Below are 19,361 nucleotides of genomic sequence, written 5' to 3'. Positions count from 1 at the left end.
GCAGTCAGCAGTATATCTACTGCTGACTTAGTAAGTATTCACGGTAAATTATTTATAGAGCGGAAGGTTTTCCGTCATTTTAGTGAATTTCTTTTTAGAACCAATAAGTCCAATTGCTACCAGTTCAATATCGTTACTCTTTACTGAAGATATTCTTTCTCCATACTCAGCATACGTCTTGCATGACTGTGCCAATGCACTGAATGGCATAATATAAGTATCATTATCACTTTCTGCATTAGCCTGTATTTCGGGAAGGTATTCACCTGACGCCAGCAGAACAGGAAGTGGGCTGTAAATAACACCAGGATAATTGACGTTGTCAAGGCTTTGCATATCAGGACCAACCAGGTTCTCAACCATACGTCCGAAACTGATTCCAATGACGCTGGCCGTATTCATAGCAAGACCCGCTGGCAGATCTTTATCAAGAATAATCGTACAGCGATGTTGGCTGGCATCAAATTTCATTTCTAATCCTCAATGATATCGGAATGACTTCAGCGGGGGCTGGTAATATCATTTAGTACAGATAGCAAACCACTGTTCAGTGTAAAATCACTGGGTATCTCAATATCAATGACCTTCCAGTCTGCAATCGATTTCCATTTTATAACCCCTTTTTGGTGATCAGGGTGAATAATATAGGAATTAAGATCTTCACGGTTTTCAAACAGACCAATCACCACGAAATCTGCTGCAATATCTCGGTTTGTGGTATTCCTGCCACAGGTCCATCCTTTTATTTCGCTAATGTGATTGGGGTGATCATGCGTTGCTCTTTCGGCATCAATAGCTTCCAGGGATGACCAGTTCCATGGACTCCTGAACGTAAACATCACGATATGCATTAACATATGACTCAGCTCCTTCCTTATGCTGTGTGTAATCATTTATCGAAAAGCACACATATTATGCAGCAGATGAATGGGAATGTGTTACCTATATCATTTACCGGGTAGGGGTTTTGGGGGTAAAAATTACCTGTTTTTCCCTTAAAGATGAAAGCGTTTTCTATCATGGTGCCTGGCCCGATAGGTATGAAAATCCTCAGCAATAGTGACACGCAACGCAGTGCGTAAAACGGCCTCTCTTTTGCCGGGCGACATAACGCATAATGACAGCAGCGTACTGTTTTACCTGTATGACAATTTTACCCGCATGACAATGTCCAGATAGCTCAGTATTTCTATCTTTTTGATGATCTGAGCGCAGATATCGGGTGTCATTCGGTGCCAACCTCAGATGGCATTATCACCAATGCAACCCAGGCCCCGTAATGTCATGCGAACCGCTTCATCGAGAGGAGTATGTGGCTCGGCGCCTAAAAACTGAACGAGTTTTGTATTGTTCAAGCGTACTGGCTGACACCACAGGTAGCGCATTTCTAAAAGCTCACGCAAAGTGACATTAAATGGGGCCGCCATATAAATGAGCCACCAGGGAAACGACTGTATTTTGGCTACGCCACCATAACTGGCGATGACTCGCTGAATAGCTTTTGCCATTTCGGTGCCGTCAGGATCCCAATGACCTTGCATGTGGAAGCAGGCAAACGGTTCAAGCTCCGCCCGGCGAGCCACTAGCGCAGCAATTGTCTCGGCAATATCAGGTAAATAGGCCCACTGATGACCAACTCCGGCTGAACCGGGATTACTAATCACCTCTGGACGTTTACCTGGCTTGATCAGCCCTTGCGAAAACCAGTTATTACCGGCACGCGGGCCAAAAAAGTCTCCCGCACGGACGATTAACACCCGGCCACCTCGCTGTGAGTAGGCAAGAAGCTCTTTCTCCATTTGGACTCGGATGGCACCTTTTCTTGTCACCGGCATCTGGCTGGCGTCTTCGCGTAATGGCGCAAAGTCCGGCTTATAGTTGTAAACGGAGCCGGGAAGCACAATTAAGGCTCCATTCTGTTCTGCTGCGTTTATCGTATTACGCAGCATGGGCAACACCAGTTTTTTCCAGTTGCGGTAGCCGGGCGGGTTGACCGCATGAACGATCACACTGCATCCCGCAGCGGCTGTTTCGACCTGTTGTGCATCGAGAGCATCCCCTTCCACCCACTGGATGCCATCATTTTGCGTGCTGACTGGTAACCCACGTTTCAGTGCCCGTACGTTCCACTTTTCCCGAACGAGCCGCCGCGTCACTTCACCGCCAATGCCGCCAGTTGCCCCAAGTATGAGCACGTTGCCTTTGGTTTCCATGTTATTTACCTCTGCGTTGTTAATGCTTGACAGCGTACGCCAGATTCATGTGCAATAAAATTGCACATCATTATCGATCGGCTATACATTTTTGTATGAAAACATCTATTCCATGGGAGTGGTACCGAACGTTTCTGGCCGTAGTGAGGGAAGGATCGTTATCAGGAGCATCACGTACGCTGGATATTACGCAGCCAACGGCGGGGCGTCATATTGCCGGGCTAGAGTCTGCTCTGGGCCAGGTGTTATTCACTCGCTCCCAGACGGGCTTGCTGGCGACGGATGCTGCGCTGGCGCTACAGGCGCATGCAGAAACCATGGAGAGCACCGCTAACGCCCTGAAGCGGACCGCTGCCAACTTCAGTATGGACAGTGCAGCCATCCGTGGGGTGGTGCGTGTATCCGCTAGCGAGGTCATGGGGGCAGAGGTACTGCCGCCACTCATTACCTGGATCAGGCAGACCTACCCGAAAATAGTGATTGAATTAGTACTGTCAAACCGGTTTCAGGATGTCCTTCACCGGGAAGCCGATATTGCTGTACGCATGGTGCCACCATTACAGGAGCAACTTGTCGCACGCCGCCTTGGCAGGATAGAACTCGGTCTGCACGCGTCTGACGTATATCTTGCACGACAGGGTGTACCCAAGCGTGTCGATGATTTGTTGACGCATGCATTGATTGGTTTTGATCAGAATACGCCCCTTATTCGCAAGGCATTAAGACAGTACCCTCAGTTTCAGCGCGATGTCTTTTCCATGCGGACAGATAGCGACCTGGCACAACTGAATTTGATTCGTGCTGGTGCAGGTATCGGCATCTGTCAGGTGCAACTTGCCGATGGGAATATTCCACTTCAGCGGGTACTCGCGGATTTTTTCTCGCTGCACCTGGATACATGGGTAGTCATGCACGAAGACCTGCGCCATAGCCCGTGCTGCAAGCTGGTTTTCGATATGCTGGCAGAGGGATTACAGCAATACATCCACCGGGCGCATAAACGGTAAACTTTTCGTTTAACGGGCAGTGCGCGATAAATCGCGCGCGCTGTCAGAAACGAGTAAATCGATACGGCTTCGGGTCAATCAACGGTGTATGGCCTGATACCAGGTCAGCAGCCAGCTGCCCAGCGGCAGGCGAGGTACCGAAACCGTGGCCGGAGAAACCGGTTGCCAGCGTCAGGCCTTTCAGTGCCGCGACTTCCCCTATCACCGGGTTGGAATCTGGCGTTACATCGATGACGCCAGCCCATGCTTGCGCCAGCTCCGCCTGCTCAAATACCGGCCAGGCTGCACGCAGGTTACGCATCGCTTCCTGATTCAGCGCTGGATTCGCGGCAGGATCAAGCGTGCGAATGTGCTCAAACGGCGAGCGGTGATCACTGCGCCAGCGGCGCGCCAGCGCCAAGTCTTTAACAAAATAGTTGCCAAGTGAAATACGCAGGTTGTCACGCGCCTGGCGCAGTTGCGGTAGATAGCGCATACCAATCAGCAGATGATCAAGCGTCAGCGGTGCATCCAGTGCGCCACGCTGAGTAATGATAAAACCGCCATCCTGATGTTTACGAAATGAGAAGTCTGGTGCACCGACTGCAATAGAGGTCGGCCCTTCCAGCGGCTTGGTGCGCATCACCGAACAAATCAGCGGCAGTGTGGGTAACGTAATACCCAGATTACCAAGAAAACGCCGCGACCAGACACCTGCCGCCAGTAGCACGTGCTCGCAGCGAATTTCACCTCGTTCGGTGACCACACCACTTACCTTACCACCACTCGTCTCCAGCGTGCGCACGGCACACTGCTCGACGATGATCGCGCCTTTGGCGATAGCCGCGCGAGCAATCGCGCTGGCTGCCAGTGTCGGCTCCGCACGACCATCGGAAGCGGTAAAAATCCCCCCAGCCCATGTGCCTTTTCCACCCGGTACTCGCTCGGCAATGTCTGCTTTACTCAGCAGTAGGGTATCCAGCGCAAGCGGCGCGACCGCGTTATACCAACTTTCATGTAGCGCCATCTGTGCTTCGCTGCGGGCAATAAACATAATGCCTGCCTGCCGATAACCCACATCGCAGCCAACGCGGGCTGCCATTTCAGCCCACAGGCGATCAGCCGCCTGCGCCAGTGGGATGTCATCGACAGCACGACTGGTTTTACGAATCCAACCCAGATTGCGCGATGACTGTTCGCCCGCTATACGTCCTTTCTCCAGCACTACCACCGGAATATTGCGCTCTGCCAGCGTCAGGGCTGCGGTTAAACCGACAATGCCACCGCCAATAATGACGACGGTGGTGGACTCAGGAACGTCAGATGACGTGGTAACGGGGGTAATTTCTGGTGACATAGTGCGCCTCCTGGTTCGCCTTACCGCGCAACGGTGATTTCCTGAACGTCAGCCTTGGCGGCCCCGCGATACGCCGTGACCTCCAATTCCACTTTGTAAACCGTCGAACCCAACGGCGGGCAGGTCACCGTGGTGGCCGGATTGATGCCCCGAAACTTATCCCCGATGATGGCCATGACTGTTGGCACATCGTCTGGATCCTGAATAAACACCCGCGAGAACACGACATCTTTCAGCGAGGCATCAATGGCGGCGAGTGCTGCTTCAATATTGGCGAACACTTGCCACGTCTGTTCACTCACATCAGCCGGGATTTCCTGGCTGACCGGATTGCGACCCGCGGTATTCGAGACATAAATCCAGTTATCCACCGCGACAAGGCGTGAGTAGCTGCCCATTTCTTCAAATTTCGAGCCAGTTTTTACTTTAATGATAGTTGTCATGCTGGTTGCCCTTAATTAGCTCAGTACTGGGGTTTCCCACAGGTTTAATTTCACGCCGATGTCTTTAGCCAGCGCGTTGCGATATATCACGGTTCCCCAGGCAACATCTTCCACTGGCATGCCGCCCACCGACATGATGATAATTTCGTCGTCGTTCTGACGCCCCGGCGCGTCACCGGCCACGATCTTACCGATATCTTCCAGTTGCTCTGTCGTCAGTTTCCCTTCGGCAATCATGTCCATAAAGCGCACGCCAATCACTGGAATCGTTTTATGTGCAGGTTTAGGGACTTCTTCAAACCACGCCTGATAGAGACCGGTGTTATCGAGTACTTTACGCACGTCACTCTGTTCCATTCCGGCGTCGATGTTGCACAGCGCAGGCATGGCAAGGAACGCACCGGGTTTTACCCATTCTCGTTTCACCAGCGGATAGCGCTCAGGCTCGCCGACTTCGCCAGAGCTGCAATACGTGACAATATCTGAATCCCGCACCACGGCCTCCAGCGTGTCGACGACATCGACATGCTTGATTTGCGGGTAAGTGGTTTGTACCCAGGTGATGAAATGATCGAGGCTACGCTGACCGCGTCCCTTCACTTTGATGGTGTCAATCTGCGGGCAGACGGCAATAAACGCTGACACGGAGGTTTTCCCCATCACGCCTGGCCCCAGCAAGCCAATCACCCGTGAATCTTTGCGTGCCAGATGACGAGCCCCAACGCCGGGTACCGCACCGGTACGATAAGCAGAGAGCAAGTTGGCAGACATATGCGCCAGCGGTGCGCCGGTATCGGCATCGCTGAGCGTGAACATCAGAATGGAGCGTGGTAGCCCCTTTTCGCGGTTGGCGATATTCGAGCCATACCATTTCACCCCAGCGGTGCAAAAACTGCCGCCAAGATAGGCGGGCATCGCCATTAAACGGCGATCGGCCGTTGGCTTCGGCATGGTGGGAAACGGCGAGTTTTCCGGGAACGTCACCATCGCGCCATGTGAATCGTTATTCGCGCCAGCCATGCGGTAGTCACCCCGATAAAGCAAACCAAACATCTCCTCCATGGTGTCGACGCAAGCGGGCATGTCGGTAACCCCCGCACGGATCATGTCCTGCTCCGATAAGTAGATAAAATCAATCCGGGTTGAATCAGTCATGGTCTGGCCCCTTTCTGTTTTATTTTCAGTATTGCCGTCGACACAGTGCGACCGGCATGCAGGTGAATGACCATAGAAATACGTGACGGCAGTCGGCCTGTATTGAATATTTGCGACATCGGCGTGGCACAGGGTTTGCATTATTCCGCGATAGGCTTAGTCGATATCGGAGCGTGTCATGTCTGAAAATTCCCTTTGTCGCCCTGCGGGAAGTTTTCTCCCGGAACAGCCGTGGTTTGTGCTCAATGCCGCGCAGCATTACTCGGTGACCGCCTCAGGAAACCCGGCAATTTCACATTTTTACAGCTTCGATGTGGCGCAAACGGCAGGGATGACGCTGGCGGTGCCTGACGGTTGTGTTGATATCGTTTTTGATTGCGATCCGCTGAATCCCAAAGGTCGTGTGTGCGGTACCACGCTAGAAGCTCGTGGTGCAGACATGCTGCACAACCATCATTATTTCGGCGTGCGTTTCGCGCCGGGCGTTATTCCTGATTTTCTTGATGTGATGGCCGAAGAGATCGCCAACCGTGAATTCAGCTTTCTTGAGGTGGTGCCAGATGCCCGGTTGGCGTTTGAACGAATTGTGCAACAGCGCGATTTTTCACGGCAAATTTCATTATTTAATGCCCATTTCACGCCAAGACTGGTGCGCAAGTCTTCCCCCGTCACCACCTCAATTATTCGGGCAATGGTGCAGCAGAAGGGGAATATCCGTATCGATCAACTGGAAACGTTGACCGGCTATACGTGTCGGACTATTCAGCGGCAGTTCCGCCAGGACACCGGGTTATCACCGAAAGCATTTAGCCGTATTCTGCGCGGCCAGTCCGCACTGCACCGTATTCATTTACAAGAAGATATTTCCTTTAGCAACCTGGCGTTTGACCTTGGTTTTAGCGACCAGTCGCACTTTCTGCGTGAATTTAAGAAGTTCGTCAGTATCACACCGTGCGATTATCAACGGCACATTGCAGACGATGCGCTACTCCATCGCCTGCGCTACCACTAAGCACTACAACGGTGCAAGCCTGCACCGTTGCCCTGTCCGATTTTTTCTATCCGCGTACACGGGGAAATGATTCAGTGAAGTTACCTGCTTCAGGCGACGCAGATTGTCTGAAAAATTTCACTCTCTTTCACGGAGACGCTAACGATGAACAACGATAATGGGTTACGCAAAAACACGTTGGGCTTATTTTCCCTGGTCTTTTTTGTGGTCGCGGCCGCATCGCCTTTGACTGGCGTGGTCGGTGGCCTGCCGATAGCGATTATTTCCGGCAACGGCGGCGGCATTCCGGTGTTTTATATTCTGTCGTGCATTATTTTGATGACGTTTGCGGTGGGTTTTATCGCCATGAGCCGTTACGTCAATAATGCCGGTGCTTTCTATACCTACATCTCCAAAGGGTTGGGTGACCACTGGGGAGCATCAGCCTCTGTACTGGCGCTGATGGCCTATGCTTCCATTCAGGTGGCGATTGTTGCCATGCTCGGTTTTTTTACTCAGCTGTTTTTGGAGGAGCATGTCGGTTTGCATCTTCCCTGGTGGACGCTGAGCATGGTATTTACGGTGATTGCCTGGGTGCTGGGCATCAAGCGGGTTGAGGTGGGGGGTAAGCTGCTGGGCGTGCTGATGCTGGCTGAAGTTGCCATCGTACTGTTGACTGACGTCATGCTACTGATAAAGAAAGCCGGTTCCTACACTGTCGAATCGTTTGAACCTTCGGTATTTATGCACGGTAACCTCGGTATCGCCTTTATTTTTACTATCGCCTCTTTTATCGGTTTTGAATCAACAGCCATTTACGCTGAAGAGTGCCGTGACCCGCAGAAAACCGTACCACGCGCCACCCTCTGCGCCTTGCTGCTGATCACCGCCTTTTTCTGTTTCACCAGTTGGTCACTGGTGCAGGCGTATGGCTTCGATGACATTGTCGCCATTGCCAGCAAAGACCCCGGTAATTTTGTCTTCAATATTACTCGCCAGTATGTCGGACAGTGGGCAGTCGATAGTATGTCGGTTCTGTTGATCACCAGCCTGTTCGCTGCCTCTCTGGCCTTTCACAACAACATTTCGCGTTACATCTTTAGCATCAGCCGTGATGGCCTGATCTGGAAAGCGCTGAGCAAAACCCACCTGACCAACGGCACCCCGCATAATGCCAGCCATTTGCACAGCGTTATCCTGTTGATATTACTGCTTGGAATAGGAAGCGCGGGCCTGGATCCGATGGTGCATATCTTTGCTATCGGTTCAGCCGTCGCGACCCTGTGCATTCTCATTTTGCAATTGGGCGTATCGGCTGCGGTGGTGATGTTCTTCCGTCGCATGTCCACCGACGATAGCCGTCTGCAGGTCTTCTGGGCACCACTGCTGTCGGTGATTTTCATGTCGATCACCATTATTCTGGTCGTCAACAATCTGCAATCCTTGAGCGGCAGCGATTCCATCGTGGTGAAGACGATACCGTGGTTTATTGCGGCCTGTGCGCTGGCAGGGTACTACATGTCATCGCTGCGTACCGTGAGAATCTAAGACAGAAGACGTGTTTTGCCTTCTACTGCCTCAGTTTTATCTTTCCAACGGTCGCGACATACTGTACGACGCGCCTGATGAACGATGTCGACGGTTGTAACAGCCATCAACTGCTGTGTTCGTTCGCAGACGCGTCCTCGGGGTTTGCTGTGTCCAGTGATGCGAGGATCTTGTCGCGGCAAACCGCCAGGATTTCATCGGCCAGTGGTGAGTCGTCCGGGCAGGCGCGTGACATGACGATGGCGCCAATTGCATGCGCCAGTATGTCAAGGTTACGGGATCGCGTAGCGTTAGCGTCTGTTGCGTCAGGTGTGGTGTTGGTTTTACTCAGTGCGGCCAGCACACTCTCGATACCGGCTGCAAACGTCGCCCGAACGGCTTCCGGCTGGCGTGCGGCATCCCCACTTAGCGCCGCTATCGTGCAGCCTGTTGAGCGGGCGTCGCGATGCTCGCGGGAGAGATAACCCCGTACGAGCGCCGATATGTCCGAGCCAACCGACAGTTCTGCTGTCCGAGCGAGGCCGCACGCGGCCGATTCCACCATCAGGTCAGCCTTAGAGCGGAAATGTTTGTAGAAGCCACCGTGGGTAAAGCCTGCCTCCGCCATGAGATCGGCAACACCAATCCCATCGTAACCGCGTTCCCGAAACAGGGTAGATGCCGTTTCAACAATGTGCGCCCGGTTTGCCTGCGCCTGTACCTTGGTGACCTTCATATCCGTTCCATTGTGAGTTCATGCCTTAAGGAATAGCTTTACTATACATTGATTATAACCGTAATCAAAATATTGACAGTTTAGATTATGGTTGTCATCATTGTCTCTGATTACAACGCCAGAAGCTGAAATGAGACAACCGAGAAAACGTTTTTCGGCGTGTGCGGCGGCTGAAGGTGACAACTCAAATGACTCATTCAAAGGAATAAAATGATGACCAAGCCTGCAACAGTCCTCATCACGGGGGCGTCCAGTGGCATTGGTGCCACCTATGCCGCGCGTTTCGCCCGTCGTGGTCACGATCTTGTACTTGTCGCCCGCGATGAAACGCGGCTGAACACATTGGCTGCACGTCTGAAAGAGGAGTTCGATATCGCCGTCGAGGTATTGCAGGCTGACCTGACGCAGTCTGCCGATCTTGCCGCCCTCGAAGCTCGTCTGCGTGATGACAGCCGTATCAGCATTCTGATCAACAACGCGGGGATGGCTCAGTCGGGCAGTTTTGTGCAGCAGACAGCTGTGAGTATCGAAAACCTGATTGCGCTCAACACCACGGCATTGACACGACTCGCCGCTGCGGTTGCCCCGCGATTCGTGCAGTCTGGCGGTGGTACCATCGTCAATATTGGCTCTGTCGTCGGTTTTGCTCCTGAGTTTGGTGCTTCAATCTACGGTGCCACCAAAGCCTTCGTACTCTTTCTGTCGCAGGGCCTGCATCTGGAGCTTTCACCCCATGGTGTCTATGTACAAGCCGTCTTACCCGCAGCGACCCGCACGAAAATCTGGGAGCGCGCCGGTATTGACATCAATACGCTGCCTGAAGTGATGGAAGTGGATGAACTGGTCGATGCGGCGCTGGTGGGCTTCGATCGCCGTGAATTGGTCACCATTCCACCGCTTCATGTCGCTGAACGCTGGGATGCGTTGGACGCGGCGCGCCAAAGTTTGATGTCGGATCTCCGGCAGGCGCATGCCGCAGAACGCTATCGCCCCCAATAAGTATCGAAAGCAACGCATTGACTAGCCCCACACGTCTGTTGCGTCGCGCGGCACACCCCGCTACCCAGAGGTCGGACAGCAATGTGTAAGAATGATCAGGAGCATTGAATGAAAAGAGAGAGACGTGTAGCCCTCGTTACCGGGGCCTCATCAGGTATCGGGAGAGCCACTGCCGACAAGCTTGCAACGGCTGGCTATCAGGTCTATGGCACTAGCAGACAAGGCACTCAGGCAGGTCTGTGCACATTTTCTCTGCTGGCGATGGATGTGACAGATGATGAGTCTGTCGACGCTGCTGTCGGTGAACTGCTGCGCCTGGAAGGGCGCATCGACCCGCTGGTCAATAATGCGGGCTTCGGCCTTGGCCCTGCGGCAGCGGAAGAGAGTTCTATTGCACAGGTACGTGCGCTGTTTGAAACCAACGTGCTTGGGGTTGTCAGGGTGACCAATGCCGTTTTACCCACTATGCGTAAGCAAGGCAGTGGTCGCATCTTGAATGTGGGGTCGGGGTTGGGGATTATTCCCGCACCTTACAATGTGCATTACTCGGCGACTAAGCATGCGATTGAAGGGTATTCCGAATCTCTTGACCACGAAGTGCGCGAGTTTGGTGTACGCGTTGCGGTTATCGAACCTGGCGTCACACGGACGTCATTTAACTCAAGTGTTACCCCATCTGATAAGCCTATGCCTGCCTATGATTGGAGCCGCCAGAAATACCTTGTCGCCTACGAGAGCGCAATGTCCGTAGCGGATAGCGCCGATAGTGTGGCCGAAACCATCATGTTGGCGGCAAACGATAAGACACCGCGTCTACGTTATCCCTCGGGCAAGGTCGCACGTCAAGGGGCTTTTGCCCGGCGATTTCTTCCTCGTGGTGTCTTCGACAAAATGCTGCACAAGCAATTTGGTCTGGGTTAACTCATGCCAATAAATGGGCCGAGATTCGGGCATCGTGGTCGGTGACGCAGCCCTGTCCGAGCAGAACAAAGGTCTCTACCCATACAACGAATTGGGTATCTATAGCACTTTTTTGCCCTTCAACATGGCGACTTATCCGCGAAATTATCACCACAGAGTAAGAATGAGCATAACTTTCAATGCGCTGCTGACCACCAAGGCGGGGGATGCAATTTCAACAACGCTCGTCGATTTATTTTCAAAGCTGCCAGCGCCGCGTCGAAAGCGCATTATTCTCTGATGGATACGGTTTGAGTTGAAGCGCAAGAAGCTGCAAAGGAAGGTAGCGTTAACCTGACATCAGGACAGGTAGCGTGGCGGCGTTTTTGCACTGCTGATTGCTGTAAACGACGGCTCAGTATGACGACTGACTGTGAAATTTGCAGGATAGCAACGGTAGCAGGTCTTGTTCTTGGTGTCATGATAAGTGCATTGTGCCGTGTAATGCATACGTATTTCATACAGGAGAGCCATCATGACCGTGAAACAACGCAACACGCAGAGCGTGACCATGACGGTAGAGCGTGCCTTACTGCTCCGGGCGCGTGAAGCGGGCATTAACCTGAGTGCTACCCTGACCGCCGCTCTGGATGCGGAACTTCGCCGTCATGAAGCGAAAAAATGGCAGGAAGAGAACAGGGAGGCTATCGACGCATTAAATCATTTTCATGATGAAAACGGCTGTTTCAGCGATGAATACAGGACGTTTTAACCATGCAATCCACCGTATACGGTAATACCGGGAAAAGCACCATTTACCCGCTGTTGCTCGATGTGACGAGCGATATTATTGGGCAGTTAAATCGTCGGATAGTGATCCCGTTGCTCCCTGTTGAAAAGTACCCGGCAGGCCGCCGACCTGAGCGCCTTGTCCCCGTCGTCAGGCTGACGGACGGCAAACATCTGTTTCAGACGCCGGTTTTCGTCCTCCAGATCTTTCATCTTTTTGATATCAGAGTCTTCCATACCGCCAAACTTCGCTTTCCAGTTGTAATAGCTGGCTTCAGAAATACCGGCTTCACGGCAGACATCCTTAACGGTACGTCCGGCTTCCACGGACTTGAGAACGGTAATGATCTGGTGTTCGGTGAATCGGGCTTTACGCATGCTCAAAAAGTGAATGGTTCGGTTTGTAGGGATACTTACATGGGGATAGGCAGGTGTTGATGAATATGACTAAAAGAGGCGATAAACACTTACGAACGTTTTTAATACACGGAGCCCGCGCAGTTGTCCGGGTAGCAACAAATAACGATGATGGTTCGCTAAATAGTACGCAATCTTTTTGCCTCTCTGTTTTTACGGTGACTATATTAATCCTGCTACGGATATCCGTTCCCTCAGAAAAAACTGCTATTCTGACTGAAAATTCTGGCAGGATTTATCTTTCTAGATTGAGACGTAATGATGTGATTTTAAAAAAATCTAATTTAAGTGCGTACTTTTCGTCACTGAAGAGAGTATGTTTATAGCATTCTCCAGAAATCCAGGTGCTGAATTATATGAGGTGTGAATGAGGTGAATAGCATCGTTTATTGTCGCAACACCAATTGTTTGTTCATCCTGAGTGCCAACTAAAACATTAGGCCCCCATAGTGACTCCAGAGTGAGTTCACCATATCTTTGAGAGAAAGGGAGCACACCAAGATTCGATATCAGAATATCGGGAGCACAGATTTCTCTGTCGAACTGTATCATTCCATTAAGGCCATTACTTTTCATGGCTGGTCCAACAAGATTAATCCACTCCACCACGCCATGTTTTTCTCTATAACGATTCAGGTCCTCAGTCACTTTCCGGGCAATACTCCAGAAATCTTCGGCATTGCTGGCATCATAGCTATACGTTGGGAACAGTGCCTGAAAACTGAGACTATAATCTGACGCCGAATATTTTCTTGCATCAATGGGTGTACATATACGTACCGGCCTACCATGCCATGCAGATGACTGATACAAGGCTAATGTGAAAGCGGCTGAAAGTGCACCATGAACGGTTGTATTTTCTTTTTTCGCACGCTGTCGGATTCTGCCTGAAAGCTCAGGTGACAGACGTTGTCTGAAGATCTGAAGGTTAGCTAAACTTCTTTCGGTATATGGCACCGGTTCCTCTGAGAAGTCTGGTGTTTTTATGTTACCAACTGACTCTTCATCAAGTTTACATAAGTCTTCAATAGGGGGCAATAAAGGCAGTTCGGGCAGATTTTTTCCCGCTAATGTCTCCAGTAAATCATGGATAAAATGAGCCAAAGATCGGCCATCAGCAATTGCATGATGTGCAGTCATGATAATAACGCAACATTCCTCACTGTAAAGAAGAGTGGCTTTTAGCAAAGCCATATCTCCTGTCCAAATTGGTGCGGAGAATTCTCTTTTTATCTCATTCTCTATCGAGGAAATTTTATTGAGACGAGAAACTCGCAGCGAAATTTCCACTGTCCGGTCATGGAAAAAGTACAGATGGTTATCACTAGTGGCGTCAATACGGGAATTAATTAATGGGTGGCGTGACTGGACTTTTTTAAGTGCTGAGGACCAGTCCTCTATACGAGTGAAGCCATTTATCTCTGCACTTACAGTGAAATGTTTCGGACAAGTGGCATCGATCTGCCATGAGTAACTCTCCAGTGCACCAAGCGGGCGAAGAGTTGTTTCATTTAGAGATTTGTTTTCCATTTATCTGTCCTCAATTAATGTTTATGAAAAAAATACGGCAACTGCTGATTCTGAATAAATGACATCTGATTGGTATATTCCTCCTTATCGACGCCTTGGACTGTTAAGAAAGATTAATATATCAATACGTGATCCGCAACATACTTTTTACAAATAATTAACACGAAAGGCGTGGCATTATTTCCTGATAAGTTAGCAAGAGTTATTATTATTATTGGAATTCGTTTCATCCAGATGTAGTCACTAAGAAGGCAATACGGGCATTGTTATCAAATAACATGCTAAATCGAGCCGCTTGCGGGAAATATCGATTCCAGAATTCATCCAGATTTCAGGGGATTGGCTAATTATCTGATTTATAATCGGTGCTTTTTATTATGTGACCCTGACCCAAAATCCTGCTCCATTCAGAAACAGAATTCCGGCATGATAATGACTCCCTGAACGGAGGTTGTGCCGATGAAAAAGTCGCGATTCACCGAAGAACAGATTGTGTTTGCCCTGAAGCAGGCTGAATTGGGTACGCCGGTGCCGGAAGTCTGCCGAAAGCTGGGGATTTCCGATGCCACTTTTTATACGTGGCGTAAAAAATACGGTGGGATTTCACCGTCAGAACTCAAGCATATGCGACAGCTTGAAGAAGAAAATCTGCGGTTGAAGAAGCTGGTTGCCGATCTGAGCCTCGATAAAGCGATGTTGCAGGATGTCCTCGCAAAAAAGAGCTGACGCTGGCACGTCTGCGCGAATGGGTCAGGGATTTACAAGCGCGCTACGGTGCCAGTGAGAGACAGGTCTGTTTTGCATTGCGGATCAGTCGTAGTTCGTTTCGATACCGTTCTGTTGCCGCTGATGACAGTGCGCTGCGCCTGCGCATTCGTGAGATCACCGAAACCCGGGTGCATTACGGCTACCGACGGGTACATGTGATGCTCAGGCGCGAAGGCTGGCGTGATAATCACATGCTGTAATCTTAATACGATCCCAGTCTGTGATATCCGAGGTGATTGCCATGAAAACCTTCGTTGGACTTGATGTTTCTCAGAAGAAAACAAGCATCTGCGTTATAGACCCTGACGGTAACAAGATTCGGATGGTGAACGTCGAGACACATCCTGCCGTTATAGCTAATTATCTTTTTTCTGAAGGATTTGATAAATCAAAAGTGGCACTTGAAACCGGACCGCTTTCAGTCTGGCTGTACCATTCTCTCAAAAGCTATGGCCTGGACGTTGACTGTATTCATGCCCGGCACGTACATGCTGCTTTGTCTATGCAGTTGAACAAAACCGACCCAAATGATGCTTTTGGCATTGCACGGCTGGTCCTTTCCGGCTGGTATAAACCAGTGCATGTTAAAAGTCTTGAATGCCATCAGCAACGGCTCATTCTTACCAGTCGGGAAAAACTCGTCCAACTTCGTGTTGTTGTCACTAATCAGATACGCGGACTCCTGAAAACATTTGGTGTTGTACTTCCACCCGGTAAAAATAGCGTCTTTGAACGTGCGGTTATTGAGTCATCGCCTTCACTCGAAACTGTTAAACCGGTAATTCTGATGCTGCTGGATAGCTGGGAACATCTCTCAGGGCAGATAAGGAAGTTCAACTACATGCTGGAAAAAATCGCTCGAAAAGATCCTGTATGCCAGATATTACAGTCTGTTCCGGGTGTTGGGACTCTGACCGCATTGAGTTTTAAAACATCAATTGATGATCCATCACGCTTCAGACGTGTCAGTGATGCCGGTGCTTTTCTCGGATTAACGCCCAGGAAATATCAATCCGGTGAGATAGACAGGAATGGCGGGATATCAAAGCAGGGCAACCGAATGGCACGTACACTTATCTACGAAGCCGCATCATGCCTGCTAACCCGCTACGGCACTGATTCAGGTCTGGCAATATGGGCAAATGAACTCAGGCGCAGAATGAGCTACAAAAAGGTTGTTGTTGCATTGGCCAGAAAGTTGACGTTATTGATGTTAAGCATGTGGAAATCAGGGACTTATTATCAGGAAAGAGTTATTGCAGTAAATTAGCGGACAGAGAATCATAATCAAATCAGACTGAGTTCGTCATTCGCTTCAATTCCGAAACTCGCTTTGCAGGGTGAAAGCCCTGCGGTAATCACATAGGAATGAAGACGATGTCTTGCAACATGTTGTAGCGTCAACAGATGACTACGAAGACGACAAAGACCCATCTGATCCTGATATTGATTGATTAGACGACAAGCGGATCTACCGTTTTTACAGCCAGCAGGGGCTATCGTCACGTCTCAAGCGGCCACACCGCAACAAATCTGCCCAGCGGCGTCAACCGCAAGCTCAGGGGTTATATCCGAACCCTGTGTGGGGTATGGATTTTGTCTCTGATGCCTTGTTTGACGGACGTCGATTGCGCCTGCTGACCGTTATCGATCTCTACACGCGCGAGTGTCTTGGGATCTGTGTGGGACAGAACCTTCGTTCAACAGAAGTCGCTGAGATGCTGAACCATATCGCCAGTCATCGCCCGTTGCCTCAGTTGCTGAAAACCGACAATGGCTCTGAATTTGCAGGAAAAATGCTGGATAAATGGGTTTACGAACGGGGTATCCGCATTGATTTTTCCCGGCCGGGAACACCGACGGACAATGCCACGGTGGAATCCTTCAACGGCAGGTTGCGGCAGGAATGCCTGAACGAGAACGGGTTCATGTCTCTGGAGGATGCACGGTGCAAAATCGAAGCCTGGCGCATACACTATAATCAGAGACGTCCCCATTCTGCGCTGGGCTGGATGACGCCATCCGAATTTGCTCAAAAATCTGTCGGTTGCCAGAATATGCAGCCATCCTGAAGTCGAGAATTTCTGATTATGGGTGGATCAGATTCGGGGTCAGGGTCAAGATTCGGGGTCAGGGTCAAGGCCTAATTTGTCAGAGTGATGGTCGGGCAGGTTTTGGCGTAGTCGAGTCAGCTGATGGGTTTGTTTCTTGGTCTGTTTTGCCTTTGCGTCTTACCGCAGCAGGCCATGATTTTATCGATGCATTAAGAAATAGAGAGGTTTGGGCTACGTTAAAAGCAAGTTTCAAAGATGCCAGTATGGGTACCCTCATGACTGTATCAAAAGAGCTGTTTAACAGAGCATTAAATAAGCAACCGAATAAGTATTTCAACTAACCGCCCAGGCGGTTTTTTGTTTTCATCGATATCAATCCAAATAGCGCTCATGGCCGGAGTGACGCTTTTCTGTGAGAGAGTCAGGCCTGATTTTTATGCAGTATGCGAGATGGGTATTCTGAAATGGTTTTCTGAAAGCACTCTGAAGTGCAAAGGGCTGCATATGCAACCCTTTGATAAATTTGGCTCCTCTGACTGGACTCGAACCAGTGACATACGGATTAACAGTCCGCCGTTCTACCGACTGAACTACAGAGGAATCGTTTGAACGGGGCGAATCTTATCTGTGGTACCTTGCGCTGTCAACGGGCAAAACCGACATTCCGTACTGACTGCTTGGCTTATGTACAATCCGCAGAGTTCATCATCATTATGGTGATAAATCAGTCGTCTGGCTGTATTGCCTGCCAGCGTTGCAAGCGCGCCAACGGGTCCTGACGATAAAAGCTGCAAAAATTCCGGTATACCTCCGGGAAACGCTCCACCAGCAAGTCAGGCGCGCTGAAGAAATATTCAGACAGCACCGCGAAGCACTCGGCCGGGTCGGTGGCGGCGTAAGGATCCATGCTGGCGGCATCTTCTCCCACCAGTTCGATTTCTTCGCGCAATGCCTCCATGGCGGCGTGCAGGGTTTGTTCCCAATGCGCGATGTCGCGTAGTGGCATCGCCGGTACGCCAGAAGGGCGTTCATTACCACGCTTATCTAGCTTATGCGCAACTTCATGGATAATCAGATTGAACCCGGAAAGATCAAATGAGTCTTGAATCTCCAGCCAGTTCAGTACGACTGGTCCCTGATCCCAGCTTTGGCCGGACTGAACGTTAGGGCCGCTATGCACCAGACCGAACTCATCCATCCATTCGCCGTCTACCGTGAAAGGTTCGGGGTGAATCAGTACATCATGAAAGCCATCAAGCCATTCAATACCCAGCTCCAGCACCGGCAGGGAAAATAATAATGCGATGCGTTGTGCCATCAGTTCGGTGAGTGCCAGCCCCTGTAACGGTACCAGGCGTTTTTGGCGTAAAAATTGTCTTGCTACCATTACCGCCTGTTGCCGTTCAGGTTCGTCCAGTGGCGTTAACAGCGGGATTGACAGTGCCTGCTGCCAGTCTAAAAACGCATCGGGTGTAGGGGATTTCCATTGCCACTTCATCATGGTGTTGCTCGCTAAGTCATCACTTGAATTCAAAGGCGTCGGTTTGTTCTTGTTAACATGCCATAAAACAGGGCATTATAAGCACCAATTTCGTGGAGAGATGCCGGAGCGGCTGAACGGACCGGTCTCGAAAACCGGAGTAGGGGCAACTCTACCGGGGGTTCAAATCCCCCTCTCTCCGCCACTCACTTCTTTTGCTGTTTATCCCATTCTGTATTTTTTCGTTGATTTTCCCGTATGAGTGCATGGCGTAGCCTAACATCCAATCATGGCTGTTTCTGGCAGCGCCGTCATGAAATCACCATTCTTATACCATAGGTTCTCGCCATTGATATCCTGGTTCAGGGCTGGTGGGGATACTGCATGCTGTTTCATTTTATTGCTTGTTAATAATACTGGTGCAGCATCCGGCGTTGTTGTTTCTGGTTGATGGCACAACAGTGGCCGCGAGAAGTGTGGTGTCCAATACATTTATGATAATGACCGAAGCGATACGTTTGCGAAAGAACCTATTTTCTATTGAGCTGATGAAAATAGATTTTATTCATTATCTAAATAAGGCTGATTGAAATGACTGAAGAAGATATCTATCCACTGTTGGGTAAATTGGCTTATGGCCGTGTTTATGCCTATGCCGTTCCCTGTTGTGATTATCATGCCCCACATCAGAAATATCCATTTATTCTTTTTTCACTGAGTCAGGAAAATAACTATAACGCCTCTCAGCAGTTGGCCAACCAGAAAGTGACTATTAGTGCAGATTGTTATGCGCACACCGTAGTTGAAGCCCGTGCGTTGCGTGAACAGGTGCGAACGGCGCTGTCAGTATTGCAGCCGAATAAAACCGTCGAATATAACGACTTTGATGTGGAGTACGAAAAATTCCGTATGACACTGGAGGTTGATATTTCTCGTTAATCATTCGAATTTAGATTTCTCGTCAACACCCATCTGGTATTGGGGTGGCCTGTTTTTGACCGTTTCATGCAATAAAG

19 protein-coding genes, 2 tRNA genes and 5 pseudogenes are annotated in these 19,361 nt (G+C 50.3%); 15 read left to right on the top strand and 11 right to left on the bottom strand.

Annotated features, from left to right (window positions below):
- Positions 1 to 48: 48 nt before the first annotated feature.
- The 3 genes from FGI04_RS10600 to FGI04_RS10590 all read right to left on the bottom strand — a co-directional run bounded on the left by FGI04_RS10600 (position 49) and on the right by FGI04_RS10590 (position 2,213).
- The gene (locus tag FGI04_RS10600) at positions 49 to 471 is read right to left on the bottom strand and encodes a PTH2-like family protein (RefSeq protein WP_407273631.1); all 423 of its coding nucleotides are present in this window, start codon (positions 469 to 471) and stop codon (positions 49 to 51) included.
- Positions 472 to 500: 29 nt separating this feature from the next.
- The gene (locus FGI04_RS10595; RefSeq protein ID WP_407273630.1) at positions 501 to 857 is read right to left on the bottom strand and encodes a Dabb family protein; all 357 of its coding nucleotides are present in this window, start codon (positions 855 to 857) and stop codon (positions 501 to 503) included.
- Between the two features lie 384 nt (positions 858 to 1,241).
- On the bottom strand, positions 1,242 to 2,213 hold the full coding sequence (locus tag FGI04_RS10590; RefSeq protein ID WP_407273629.1) for an NAD(P)H-binding protein: 972 nt from the start codon (positions 2,211 to 2,213) through the stop codon (positions 1,242 to 1,244).
- A gap of 95 nt (positions 2,214 to 2,308) precedes the next feature.
- Between FGI04_RS10590 and FGI04_RS10585 the strand changes: the two genes are divergently transcribed.
- Positions 2,309 to 3,220, top strand: a complete 912-nt coding sequence (locus FGI04_RS10585) for a LysR family transcriptional regulator (RefSeq protein ID WP_407321260.1) — start codon at positions 2,309 to 2,311, stop codon at positions 3,218 to 3,220.
- Positions 3,221 to 3,263: 43 nt separating this feature from the next.
- Here FGI04_RS10585 and FGI04_RS10580 read toward each other — a convergent pair whose 3' ends face one another.
- The 3 genes from FGI04_RS10580 to FGI04_RS10570 are packed head-to-tail and all read right to left on the bottom strand — an operon-like array spanning position 3,264 to position 6,154.
- Complete coding sequence (locus FGI04_RS10580; RefSeq protein ID WP_342701438.1) at positions 3,264 to 4,556, bottom strand: NAD(P)/FAD-dependent oxidoreductase; 1,293 nt, start codon at positions 4,554 to 4,556, stop codon at positions 3,264 to 3,266.
- 20 nt (positions 4,557 to 4,576) lie between these two features.
- Positions 4,577 to 4,999, bottom strand: coding sequence for a RidA family protein (locus FGI04_RS10575; RefSeq protein ID WP_342701437.1), 423 nt, complete (start codon positions 4,997 to 4,999; stop codon positions 4,577 to 4,579).
- Positions 5,000 to 5,014: 15 nt separating this feature from the next.
- Complete coding sequence (locus FGI04_RS10570; protein ID WP_342701436.1) at positions 5,015 to 6,154, bottom strand: ornithine cyclodeaminase family protein; 1,140 nt, start codon at positions 6,152 to 6,154, stop codon at positions 5,015 to 5,017.
- A gap of 178 nt (positions 6,155 to 6,332) precedes the next feature.
- On the opposite strand from FGI04_RS10570, the gene FGI04_RS10565 reads away from it, so the two are divergent.
- Entirely contained in the window at positions 6,333 to 7,166 is an 834-nt protein-coding gene (locus FGI04_RS10565; RefSeq protein WP_407273627.1) for a helix-turn-helix domain-containing protein, read from the top strand.
- A gap of 144 nt (positions 7,167 to 7,310) precedes the next feature.
- Positions 7,311 to 8,693 carry an APC family permease gene (locus tag FGI04_RS10560; RefSeq protein WP_342701434.1) on the top strand — a complete coding sequence of 461 codons (1,383 nt, stop codon included), beginning with the start codon at positions 7,311 to 7,313 and terminating at the stop codon, positions 8,691 to 8,693.
- A 106-nt stretch (positions 8,694 to 8,799) separates the two neighbouring features.
- On the opposite strand, the gene FGI04_RS10555 is transcribed toward FGI04_RS10560, so the two are convergent.
- A complete protein-coding gene (locus FGI04_RS10555; protein ID WP_407336699.1) occupies positions 8,800 to 9,408 on the bottom strand; it encodes a TetR/AcrR family transcriptional regulator in 609 nt (202 codons plus the stop codon).
- Positions 9,409 to 9,621: 213 nt separating this feature from the next.
- On the opposite strand from FGI04_RS10555, the gene FGI04_RS10550 reads away from it, so the two are divergent.
- The 5 genes and pseudogenes from FGI04_RS10550 to FGI04_RS10530 all read left to right on the top strand — a co-directional run.
- Positions 9,622 to 10,407, top strand: coding sequence for an SDR family NAD(P)-dependent oxidoreductase (locus FGI04_RS10550; RefSeq protein WP_342701493.1), 786 nt, complete (start codon positions 9,622 to 9,624; stop codon positions 10,405 to 10,407).
- Between the two features lie 108 nt (positions 10,408 to 10,515).
- Entirely contained in the window at positions 10,516 to 11,328 is an 813-nt protein-coding gene (locus tag FGI04_RS10545; RefSeq protein ID WP_407336698.1) for an oxidoreductase, read from the top strand.
- Positions 11,329 to 11,341: 13 nt separating this feature from the next.
- A complete protein-coding gene (locus tag FGI04_RS10540) occupies positions 11,342 to 11,608 on the top strand; it encodes a hypothetical protein (protein WP_342701431.1) in 267 nt (88 codons plus the stop codon).
- A 234-nt stretch (positions 11,609 to 11,842) separates the two neighbouring features.
- On the top strand, positions 11,843 to 12,079 hold the full coding sequence (locus FGI04_RS10535; protein WP_342701430.1) for a type II toxin-antitoxin system CcdA family antitoxin: 237 nt from the start codon (positions 11,843 to 11,845) through the stop codon (positions 12,077 to 12,079).
- A 2-nt stretch (positions 12,080 to 12,081) separates the two neighbouring features.
- A pseudogene (locus tag FGI04_RS10530) lies at positions 12,082 to 12,267 on the top strand (CcdB family protein); the annotation flags it as partial.
- On the opposite strand, the pseudogene FGI04_RS10525 reads toward FGI04_RS10530, so the two are convergent.
- Positions 12,262 to 12,474: pseudogene (locus FGI04_RS10525) on the bottom strand (transposase); the annotation flags it as partial. The pseudogenes FGI04_RS10530 and FGI04_RS10525 sit on opposite strands and share 6 nt — an antisense overlap.
- Positions 12,475 to 12,515: 41 nt before the next feature.
- Here FGI04_RS10525 and FGI04_RS10520 point away from each other — a divergent pair.
- Positions 12,516 to 12,638 (top strand): annotated as a pseudogene (locus tag FGI04_RS10520) (transposase); the annotation flags it as partial.
- A gap of 154 nt (positions 12,639 to 12,792) precedes the next feature.
- Here FGI04_RS10520 and FGI04_RS10515 read toward each other — a convergent pair.
- Entirely contained in the window at positions 12,793 to 14,043 is a 1,251-nt protein-coding gene (locus FGI04_RS10515; RefSeq protein WP_407336697.1) for a condensation domain-containing protein, read from the bottom strand.
- A gap of 459 nt (positions 14,044 to 14,502) precedes the next feature.
- Between FGI04_RS10515 and FGI04_RS10510 the strand changes: the two are divergent.
- The 4 genes and pseudogenes from FGI04_RS10510 to FGI04_RS10495 form a co-directional block, all read left to right on the top strand.
- Positions 14,503 to 15,002: pseudogene (locus tag FGI04_RS10510) on the top strand (transposase); the annotation flags it as partial.
- A 50-nt stretch (positions 15,003 to 15,052) separates the two neighbouring features.
- A complete protein-coding gene (locus FGI04_RS10505) occupies positions 15,053 to 16,081 on the top strand; it encodes an IS110 family RNA-guided transposase (protein ID WP_407336696.1) in 1,029 nt (342 codons plus the stop codon).
- A 193-nt stretch (positions 16,082 to 16,274) separates the two neighbouring features.
- Positions 16,275 to 16,883, top strand: a pseudogene (locus FGI04_RS10500) (IS3 family transposase); the annotation flags it as partial.
- Positions 16,859 to 17,206, top strand: a complete 348-nt coding sequence (locus FGI04_RS10495) for a DUF2513 domain-containing protein (RefSeq protein WP_434964886.1) — start codon at positions 16,859 to 16,861, stop codon at positions 17,204 to 17,206. The pseudogene FGI04_RS10500 and the gene FGI04_RS10495, both read left to right, overlap by 25 nt.
- 183 nt (positions 17,207 to 17,389) lie before the next feature.
- Here the strand turns inward: FGI04_RS10495 and FGI04_RS10490 are convergent.
- Positions 17,390 to 17,465, bottom strand: a tRNA-Asn gene (locus FGI04_RS10490).
- A gap of 124 nt (positions 17,466 to 17,589) precedes the next feature.
- Positions 17,590 to 18,366: a DgsA anti-repressor MtfA gene (gene mtfA, locus FGI04_RS10485; protein ID WP_342700507.1), complete on the bottom strand. Its 777-nt coding sequence runs from the start codon at positions 18,364 to 18,366 to the stop codon at positions 17,590 to 17,592.
- Between the two features lie 94 nt (positions 18,367 to 18,460).
- On the opposite strand from mtfA, the gene FGI04_RS10480 reads away from it, so the two are divergent.
- Both FGI04_RS10480 and FGI04_RS10475 read left to right on the top strand, forming a co-directional pair.
- Positions 18,461 to 18,550: transfer RNA gene (locus FGI04_RS10480), tRNA-Ser, on the top strand.
- A gap of 386 nt (positions 18,551 to 18,936) precedes the next feature.
- Positions 18,937 to 19,284, top strand: coding sequence for a hypothetical protein (locus FGI04_RS10475; RefSeq protein ID WP_407321267.1), 348 nt, complete (start codon positions 18,937 to 18,939; stop codon positions 19,282 to 19,284).
- The last annotated feature ends 77 nt before the right edge of the window (positions 19,285 to 19,361 follow it).

Source organism: Dickeya ananatis (assembly GCF_019464615.1).
GTDB classification, from domain to species: domain Bacteria; phylum Pseudomonadota; class Gammaproteobacteria; order Enterobacterales; family Enterobacteriaceae; genus Dickeya; species Dickeya oryzae.
The sequence above is the reverse complement of the archived record's forward strand: the minus strand, read 5'-3'. Positions and strand labels throughout refer to the sequence as shown.